The sequence below is a fragment of the Aneurinibacillus danicus genome, assembly GCF_007991215.1.
GTDB lineage: Bacteria > Bacillota > Bacilli > Aneurinibacillales > Aneurinibacillaceae > Aneurinibacillus > Aneurinibacillus danicus.
Genome location: NZ_BJXX01000038.1, coordinates 1 through 8,537, shown reverse-complemented (window position 1 = coordinate 8,537; position 8,537 = coordinate 1). Strand labels below are relative to the sequence as shown.

Genomic DNA, 8,537 nt, shown 5'->3' with positions numbered 1-8,537 from the left:
GATTTTCATGTCTGTGTTGCGGCTGAAAAGCCATGAGAGTCTTGTTTTTTTAAAACTCCCCCCATAAGCGTATTTTATGTTTCGAAAAGAATAGGAGATGATAATTTCCATATCATATATTTATTTCCATGATTTTTTCTGTTACATAGGTGGGAATGCTTCATTATTAATAAAGATCCGGATTTTCCGGACTTTATTCATAAAAACAGAATAAGGAAAGGTGGTTGTTTCATCATGAAGAGAAGAATTGTGAAACTTGCTCTGGCTACGGTATTGGCACTCAGCATAACGTCTGTTGCTTCTGCGGCAACATTCAAGGATTTCGACAATTTTTACTGGGCCAAACCGGCTGTCGACAGCCTGGTGAAAGATAACATCATCAGTGGGTACAAAGACGGTACATTCCGTCCGGGCAAGCAGGTAAGCCGTGCCGAATTTGTCACGATGATAAATAAAGCGTTCGGCAAATACAAAGAAAATGCAGAAGCAAATTTCTCGGACGTATGGAAATATCAATGGTTCTATCAGCAGGTGGCTTCCGCCCGGGAAGCGAACTATATTACCGGATATAACGGAAAATTCCTGCCGGGCAAATCCATCACCCGTTCTGAGGCAGCGGTAATGATCGCGCGTGTGCTGGAGTTCGATGTAGCAAAGATCGATACGGCACAAAAGTTTGTCGACATTAACGAAATGCCGCCGTGGGCGGTCGGCAGCATTTCCGCGTTGGTTGACAAGAAAGTGATGAGCGGTTATAGCGATAACACGTTCCGCGGCGCGAAATACATTACACGCGCGGAAGCGGCGGTTATTATTGAGCAGGCCCGTTTGATGCGCAGCGGCAAACTTGAATAGAACGGCAGTAATAAGCCCGGGGAAACGCTGCTGTTCTTCGGGCTTTCATCATGCTGCGGAGAAAGCCCTTTTCTAACTTCTTGTTTGTGTCTTTGCATTTTTCGGTTTTAGCCTCCCCACCTCAGGCATATATTGCAGCAAGGAGGTGGATAGATGAAAAGAAGGAGGTTGCGTAACCGGTCTGTGCGGGCGCCCATCCCTTCAAAATATATGTTTCTCATCTCCCTGCTCATTTTTCTTGGGCTTACCTTTCAGACTTTCTATTATATCGAAAAAAACATTGAGCCCGTCCTCCATTCGATTGCCCGCATCCGTGCAGAACAGATGGCGACCAAAGCGATTCATGATGCGATTAATCAAAAAATTATTAAAGAAACGGATTTTAAAAAGCTGATAGATATTAAAGAAGACAAAGATGGGAAAGTTCAGGTAGCGACCTTTAATTCCAATGAATACACACGCATTGTATTCGAATCGACAGAGAACGTTATGCATGCATTGAAAGACATGGAGACGACACCAGAAAAGATTAAGCTCGGTCAGGCGCTGCGCAGCAACTTGCTGGCGCAGTTGGGTCCCGAATTACCGATAACGCTTGTGCCATACGGAAATGTACACGTAGAGCTTGATACGAAAATGCAGCAGGCCGGAATTAACATGGTGCTGATTACCGTGTTCATCATTATTGAAACAAAGGTGAAAATCGTTATTCCGTTCTCGACACAACCTGCGGTAGTCCAATCAGAAGTTCCGATCTCCAATGCGCTGATCGTCGGTGATGTGCCGCAGTTTTACTATGACGGGACGGGAAAGCCGGTAGGCAGTGAAGTCCCCGGAGTACAGCCGCCGCCGATTTTACCGCCCGTACAGATGAATACCACAAAAATTCAAGAATAGTGATAAAAATGTTTAACCGAAAGGGGAGCGGGGAATAATACTATTACTAGCATGAGAATTTTTTTCTCTCTCTTTCTCCCCCTATATTTCCACTGCTTTGCGGAGCAGTGGATTTTTTTGCCTTTCTTTCGGTATGAAAAGAAGGCGGAAAGGGTAAATCTGTATGACGCCGCCGACTTCGTTGTTAAGCGCAGCCATTGCTGGTATGTTTATGTAGAGGAAGAAAAAGGAGGGTCCGCCACATGAGGATGGTTGACTTAATCGAGAAAAAACGGGATGGAAAAGAACTGAGCAAATCTGAAATCGATTTTATTATCAGCGGCTATACAGAAGGCCGGATTCCGGACTACCAGATGTCCGCACTGGCGATGGCCATTTTCTTTCAGGATATGACACGGGAAGAGAGAACCCATCTAACAATGGCTATGGTAGAATCCGGTGACCAAATTGATCTGTCGGCAATTGAAGGCATTAAAGTAGATAAGCACAGTACCGGAGGCGTAGGCGATACAACGACGCTTGTGCTTGCACCGCTTGTAGCTGCGCTGGGCATCCCGGTAGCGAAAATGTCAGGCCGGGGGCTTGGACATACCGGTGGAACCATTGACAAGCTGGAGGCCGTACCGGGTTTTCATGTGGAAATCGATAACCAGAAGTTCAATGAGCTGGTCAATACAAACAAGGTGGCAGTGGTTGGTCAGAGCGGAAATCTAACACCGGCGGATAAGAAGCTGTATGCTCTGCGTGACGTTACTGCGACGGTGAATTCGATTCCGCTCATTGCAAGCTCAATTATGAGCAAAAAAATCGCATCCGGCGCCGACGCTATCGTACTCGACGTCAAAACGGGCAGCGGCGCGTTTATGAAAGATTTGGAGCATGCGCGCGAATTGGCACAGGCAATGGTCGATATCGGAAACAATGTCGGTCGTAAGACGATGGCCGTTATCTCTGATATGAGCCAGCCTCTTGGATTTGCGGTAGGGAACGCGCTGGAAGTGCAGGAAGCGATCGATACGCTGCGCGGCAAAGGACCGAAAGATTTAGAAGAACTGTGCTTGACGCTTGGCAGCCATATGGTATATCTCGGCGGCAAAGCAGACAGTCCGGAAACGGCGCGCACCCAGCTCGAAGAAGCTATTCGGAACGGCAATGCGCTTGAGAAATTTAAAACATTTCTGTCGGCTCAAGGCGGAGACCCTTCTGTTGTAGACGATCCGTCCAAACTGCCGCAGGCAAAATATACGTTTGAAGTGAAAGCGGGTGAGGAAGGACATGTAGCGTCCATTCAAGCCGATCGGATCGGCACAGCCGCGATGCTGCTTGGTGCCGGCCGCGCTACCAAAGAGTCGGTGATTGACCTGGCGGTTGGCGTTGTGCTGCGCAAGAAAATCGGCGACAGCGTGAAAAAGGGCGAACCGCTGGTGACAATTTACAGCAACCGGGAAGATGTAGCGGAAGTCAAAGAAATGATCGAAGACGCCTACCGGATTGTGCCCGAAGCGGTGGAGGGGCCGCCGCTGATTTACGATGAGATTCGAGTAAAATAAGACTCAACATTCCCCTGTCCGTGGTACGAAGGCAAAGAGGGAAAAGAAAGAGGGTACGAGCTGAATTGCGAGTCTACTTCCGCTTAGGAGCCGCGTAAAAGCGTTCCATTGCCCACTTCTTTTCCCATCCAAGCAACCTTTGTGTAAAAAGAAGTTAACCACAGAGTCTGGTGGTGAGCCTAAAAGAAATATTAAATTTTTGTCTGCTGATCCTGCCAATACTTATCGCGCAGGACAGTCTTTAAAATCTTACCGGATGGATTGCGGGGCAGTTCGTCTATAAAATCAACAGATTTAGGCTTTTTGTAGCTGGCGATTTTGCCTTCGCAATAACGAATGACATCTTCTTCGGTCAATGCGGCCCCTTCTCTTAGAACAACGATCGCTTTTACCGATTCACCCCATACCGGGTCAGGTACGCCGATAACGGCCGCATCAAGAATCTTCGGATGCGTATACAGCACTTCTTCGATTTCACGGGGATAAATGTTCACGCCTCCGCTAATCAGCATGTCTTTCTTGCGATCTACAATGTAATAGAAGCCTTCTTCATCCTGCATGGCCATATCACCCACGGTAAAATAGCCATTGTAGAACGACATTGCCGTCGCTTCCGGATTTTTGTAATATTCGTCAAGCAGATACGGAGCTTTAAAATACAATTCGCCGATTTCTCCTTGGGCAACAGGCTCTTTATCGTCATTCAGAATGGCGCATTCGACAAGCGGGAATGGCTGTCCTACGCAGCGCTCTTTACGCTGAATGTCTCTTGGCTTAATGTTGAGCGTAATCGCACTTTCAGTTGAACCGTAGAATTCATGCAGATCAGCCCCGGGAAAGAAGGCGAGGATATCTTCTTTCGTTTTGGTCGGCAGCGGTGACCCGGCCGAGATGAGCACGCGCATGGAGGAGAGATCGTGCCTGCTTTTTATGTCTTCTTTTACATTGACGAGGAAGTTGTACATCGTCGGCGCAAGGAACGTATTAGTGATGCCATGCTTCTGAATATCCGAAAGCACCTGCTCCACCCGGAACATCTCATGGATGACGAGTGTGCCGCCTACGATCAACTGCATGACCAGAAAAATCCACGGTGCCGCATGGTAAATCGGACCGGCAACGAGGTGTACATCCGATTCGTCGATTTTATATTCATAAGCGGCAACCATGCCGGTAAGGATACGGGAACGGTGGGAGATAACAACACCCTTCGGTTTGCCGGTCGTACCGGAAGTATAGCCGATATAGAAAGGATCTCGCTCGTTCACCTCTGCTTCCGGTTCGTTGTCGGAAGCGGAAGCAAGGAATGCTTCATAGTCGAGCATCTGAGGAATGTTCGTTTCTCCTATCGCCACCGCGGTATCAAGCTGCGGCATGGACGGCAGCAGCTTACCGATTTCTTCCGCGTATTCCGCTGTAAGAATGATCGCACGGCTATCCGAATGATGAATAATGTATTCAATCTCCGAACCAACCAAACGGTAGTTTATCGGAACGATAACTACGCCAATCTTCGCAAGACCAACCATGATGTCTACATAGGCGGCATGATTTTTCATCATGACCGCAACTTTGTCTCCTTTTTTGTAGCCCCTGGATAAGAAAGCGTTTGCAAGGCGGTTGGCACGAAGATTAAGCTCGCCGTATGTGCGCATGGTGCCTTGGAAGATAACGGCCGGCTTGTTTCGATATTTCCCGGCGTTTTGTCTCATTATAGTTCCAAACGTTAGCATGGTTTCAATCCTTTCTATACTATTCTGTATGATACGAAAATTATATCATTAAACACAAGTATGAAAGAATATAATATTTGACCCAAAAAATTAACACTTTTTAGACTTGATGTGTGATATAGTTTAAACTATGCTTCGCAAGGGTTAAATAAGGGGTTTGAGCTATGAAACAGGGGGGATTGGGGTGCATATACCACAATTACAAATCGCGCATATGAAACCGCGCGTACCGATTATACAGGGGGGCATGGGCGTACGGATTTCGCTGAGCAATCTGGCGGCGGCCGTCGCAAATGCCGGGGGCATCGGCATCATCTCGGGAACGGGAATTCCGGTTGAAGAGATGCGGGCCCATATTCGCAGGGCGAGAGAGTTGACAAAGGGACAGGGATATATAGGGGTTAATGTATTATTTGCAATGAATAGTTTTCCGGAAACGATAAAAGCGGCCATGGAAGAGAAGGTCGATTTCATTATTTCCGGCGCCGGATTCTCACGGGATATGTATGCCTGGGGACGCGAATACAATGTTCCCGTCATTTCCATTGTTTCTTCCGCCAAATTGGCTAGGCTGGCAGAGCGTCTCGGCGCCGCCGCTGTCGTAGTGGAAGGTTTTGAAGCGGGCGGACACCTGGGAACGGACCGGCCGTTGTTCGAGATTCTGCCTGAGGTAATTGAAGCGGTCAGCATCCCGGTCATCGCTGCCGGCGGCATTATGACGGGAGCGGATATTGCGCGGGCGATTCAAATGGGCGCTTCCGGCGTACAGATGGGAACCCGGTTTGTAGCGAGCGTCGAATGCGACGCGCCGGACGCATTTAAACAGAAGTATATCGAAACGGTAAGCGCGGACGATCTCGTACTGGTAAAGACGACCGTCGGCCTTCAGGGCCGTGCCATCCGCAACCGCTTCACCGAGGCGATTAGCGGCGATAATAAGTTGAAAATCGAGAAATGCTACGATTGCCTGAAAGCTTGTTCCTACCGGTTCTGCACACTGGACTCGCTCGTTACGTCCGTAAACGGCGACGTGGAAAACGGTCTGGTATTCGCGGGAGCACGCGTGCATGAAATCGATCAAATATTACCGGTTCAGACGATTATTGACAGGCTTATGATTGAATACGAAGCGGTTCAAGAAGTCGCAAAGCACCATATTCTTTAGTCTTTCGGCAGCTCCTCTTTAGGTTGGAGCTGTCTTTTTTTTGTGAAGATAAGGAAAAAAGAAAGAGGAAAGAAGATCCGAGGAAGAAAAAGGCATTCGCCTTTTTCTACATGAAAATCTTCTCCTCATTTTTTCTTCTCTTTTCCTTCGTACTATATGACCTATTGTCTAACTAATCTGAAGAAGGTAAAATAGCGTATTTGGGTGGTAATATAAAAACAACACCAATCTAGTGTAAAATTAACTAGCATAGTGGGAGATGTTAATCACATGGAAACAACTGAAGCAACCTTCTATGATGCGGTCATCGTAGGCGGGGGTCTGGCCGGATTATCGGCCGCGGCATACCTGGCAAACAAAGGGAAAAAAGTGGTTGTGCTCGAACGAGGTAATCTAGGCGGGCGAGCCGTAACATTAAAGATTAAAGGCTTTTCGTTTAACTTTGGCGCGCATGCAATCTATGGGCGTGACACTTCTGTGCTGCGCAAATTTGAAAAAGAGCTCGGAATTAAAATCGATTGGCGGGACTTCGAGCCGAACAAAGCGAAATACGATATCGGTGACAAATTAACGGACGTTCCAGCCAACATTCAAGGACTATTCAATACCTCGGTGTTAAATAGCTTAAGTAAAATTAAGTTTACATTTGAGATTTTTAAAACAATGCTGCACATGGAGAAGGGCCATCCGCATTTATCGATTGAGAAATGGATGGATGAAAAAGACATCAGGGGCGAAGTAAGAGAAATGATGTTAACGCTTGCCTCCTCGAACTTCTTCACCCGTGAGCCTGAACGGATTCCATCCGATGTGTTTTTCAACTATTATCAACGCCTGTTTACTACCAACAAGCCGGTTGCTTATATCGGTGGAGGCTGGCAGGCTCTCATTAATGAGTTCGTTCGGGTCATCGAGGAAAACGGCGGTACGATTGTAACGAAAGCGAAGGCAGAAGCGGTAGAGGCAGAGAATAGCCGCGTTACAGCTGTACGGACTACGCAGGGGGTATTCAAAGGGCAAGAATTCCTTTTCTGCATGCCACCAAAAGAATTGGAAAAGATTGTTTGCGGTACAAAAATCGAACACTTCATTAAACAATATTCCAGCTATGAACCAAGTTATGTATACGTATATGATATTGGCCTTGAAAAACGAATCGAGGTGCCATATACGTACATTTATGATAAAAAGAACAAAATGTTTATCACCGATATTTCACACTACGATGAAACGTGCGTGCCGGAAGGCGGCCAATTGCTGCAGGCCATTGCCTACCTAACGGAAGAAGATTTAAAAGACAAAGAGAAAATCCAGCAGTATCACGAGAAGATTGAAGCGCTTTATGATAAGCACTTTGTCGGTTGGCGCGATCGTCTGGTCGTGCCGCGCGTATCGAAGCGCGCCGCTGCTCAGGAAATTAAGTGGACGATGAACCAGAAAGCCATGCCGCTGTATTTACCTGACTACCGTAACGTGTTTTTTGCAGGCGACTGGTGCGAGGGCAAGGGGCAGCTGTCAGAGTTGTCATTCCACAGCGCATATGAAGCAAGCAAACTTATTCTGCACAAGTATTCCTATGTGTAATGAAAAAAATTGAATCACAAGGTTTAAAACAAAAAGAAAAGAGGAAGAATAAAAATAGTTATAGGAGTAAGTGTCTCCCTATATTCTCCCCCCTTTTCCTCTGCCGCCTGAGATAGGCGGCGTTTTTTTTACGATATGGAAAAGTATATTTCGCTTTACTTTGCAAGCAAGAAAAAATGGCCGCTGGTTTTCTTATGCTCTATGAAATCGATTCCAGAACGCTGTGATTTGTCCGGATTTCATTTAAAAGCAGATTAATTATAGCTTTTGCTGTCATCTTGCTGCTTCCCAGCCTGGTGATAGGGGGTGCATCATATGAAACAGCCAAAAGAAAAGTAGAAGAGAAGATTGTTCAAAGCGCGCAAGAGAATGTGGTTCTGCTCGATGGACTCATTACCCGTACCATCGAGCCGGCGGTAAAAGACATAGAGTACATGGCAGCCACCCTGGAACAGAATGGAGCGCAGGTTAACGAGGCGGGGCTGTGATTACGGAGCCGTATATATCCACAGCGTCGCCCTGGCCACAGAAGACAAAGCGCTCGTCCTTTCCGGTCGTGCGGTGCGTGCCGTCAAACAGGGACGCGCCAAGTTTCTTGCAGAGCTGGCGAAGAAGATGGCGCGGTGCAAGAAAGGAAGCCGACAGTGGAAGAAGTATCTTCGGGCTAAACGCTATCTCCAGCAGAAAAGCGACGCTCAAGTCAAAGATTGGCTGCATAAGACGACAAAGCAGGCGATAGATTTTCTCCTCGCT

The 8,537-nt window shown here is 47.3% G+C and carries 7 protein-coding genes and 1 pseudogene; 7 read left to right on the top strand and 1 reads right to left on the bottom strand.

All coding sequences use genetic code 11. The annotated features are described in order from the left end of the window. The first annotated feature begins 234 nt into the window (after window positions 1-234). From ADA01nite_RS04065 to ADA01nite_RS04055, 3 genes are all read left to right on the top strand, one after another. Window positions 235-855 carry an S-layer homology domain-containing protein gene (locus ADA01nite_RS04065; protein ID WP_146808629.1) on the top strand — a complete coding sequence of 207 codons (621 nt, stop codon included), beginning with the start codon at window positions 235-237 and terminating at the stop codon, window positions 853-855. 153 nt (window positions 856-1,008) lie between these two features. Then, a complete protein-coding gene (gene yunB / locus ADA01nite_RS04060; protein ID WP_146808628.1) occupies window positions 1,009-1,752 on the top strand; it encodes a sporulation protein YunB in 744 nt (247 codons plus the stop codon). A 242-nt stretch (window positions 1,753-1,994) separates the two neighbouring features. Continuing rightward, on the top strand, window positions 1,995-3,302 hold the full coding sequence (locus ADA01nite_RS04055; RefSeq protein ID WP_146808627.1) for a pyrimidine-nucleoside phosphorylase: 1,308 nt from the start codon (window positions 1,995-1,997) through the stop codon (window positions 3,300-3,302). A 191-nt stretch (window positions 3,303-3,493) separates the two neighbouring features. On the opposite strand, the gene ADA01nite_RS04050 is transcribed toward ADA01nite_RS04055, so the two are convergent. Then, complete coding sequence (locus tag ADA01nite_RS04050; RefSeq protein ID WP_146808626.1) at window positions 3,494-5,035, bottom strand: class I adenylate-forming enzyme family protein; 1,542 nt, start codon at window positions 5,033-5,035, stop codon at window positions 3,494-3,496. A gap of 214 nt (window positions 5,036-5,249) precedes the next feature. Here ADA01nite_RS04050 and ADA01nite_RS04045 point away from each other — a divergent pair, with 214 nt between their 5' ends. The 4 genes and pseudogenes from ADA01nite_RS04045 to ADA01nite_RS04030 form a co-directional block, all read left to right on the top strand. Further along, window positions 5,250-6,200 carry an NAD(P)H-dependent flavin oxidoreductase gene (locus ADA01nite_RS04045; protein WP_174760590.1) on the top strand — a complete coding sequence of 317 codons (951 nt, stop codon included), beginning with the start codon at window positions 5,250-5,252 and terminating at the stop codon, window positions 6,198-6,200. A 270-nt stretch (window positions 6,201-6,470) separates the two neighbouring features. Next, the gene (locus ADA01nite_RS04040) at window positions 6,471-7,784 is read left to right on the top strand and encodes a phytoene desaturase family protein (protein WP_146808624.1); all 1,314 of its coding nucleotides are present in this window, start codon (window positions 6,471-6,473) and stop codon (window positions 7,782-7,784) included. A gap of 278 nt (window positions 7,785-8,062) precedes the next feature. After that, entirely contained in the window at window positions 8,063-8,272 is a 210-nt protein-coding gene (locus tag ADA01nite_RS04035; protein ID WP_146808623.1) for a hypothetical protein, read from the top strand. Further along, window positions 8,241-8,537: pseudogene (locus ADA01nite_RS04030) on the top strand (hypothetical protein); the annotation flags it as partial. The gene ADA01nite_RS04035 and the pseudogene ADA01nite_RS04030, both read left to right, overlap by 32 nt.

Excerpts from the sequence above, each read along its gene's own strand:
- ADA01nite_RS04065 (WP_146808629.1), top strand. The coding sequence starts at position 235 with ATGAAGAGAAGAATTGTGAAACTTGCTCTGGCTACGGTATTGGCACTC.
- yunB (WP_146808628.1), top strand. The coding sequence starts at position 1,009 with ATGAAAAGAAGGAGGTTGCGTAACCGGTCTGTGCGGGCGCCCATCCCT.
- ADA01nite_RS04055 (WP_146808627.1), top strand. The coding sequence starts at position 1,995 with ATGAGGATGGTTGACTTAATCGAGAAAAAACGGGATGGAAAAGAACTG.
- ADA01nite_RS04050 (WP_146808626.1), bottom strand. The coding sequence starts at position 5,035 with ATGCTAACGTTTGGAACTATAATGAGACAAAACGCCGGGAAATATCGA.
- ADA01nite_RS04045 (WP_174760590.1), top strand. The coding sequence starts at position 5,250 with ATGAAACCGCGCGTACCGATTATACAGGGGGGCATGGGCGTACGGATT.
- ADA01nite_RS04040 (WP_146808624.1), top strand. The coding sequence starts at position 6,471 with ATGGAAACAACTGAAGCAACCTTCTATGATGCGGTCATCGTAGGCGGG.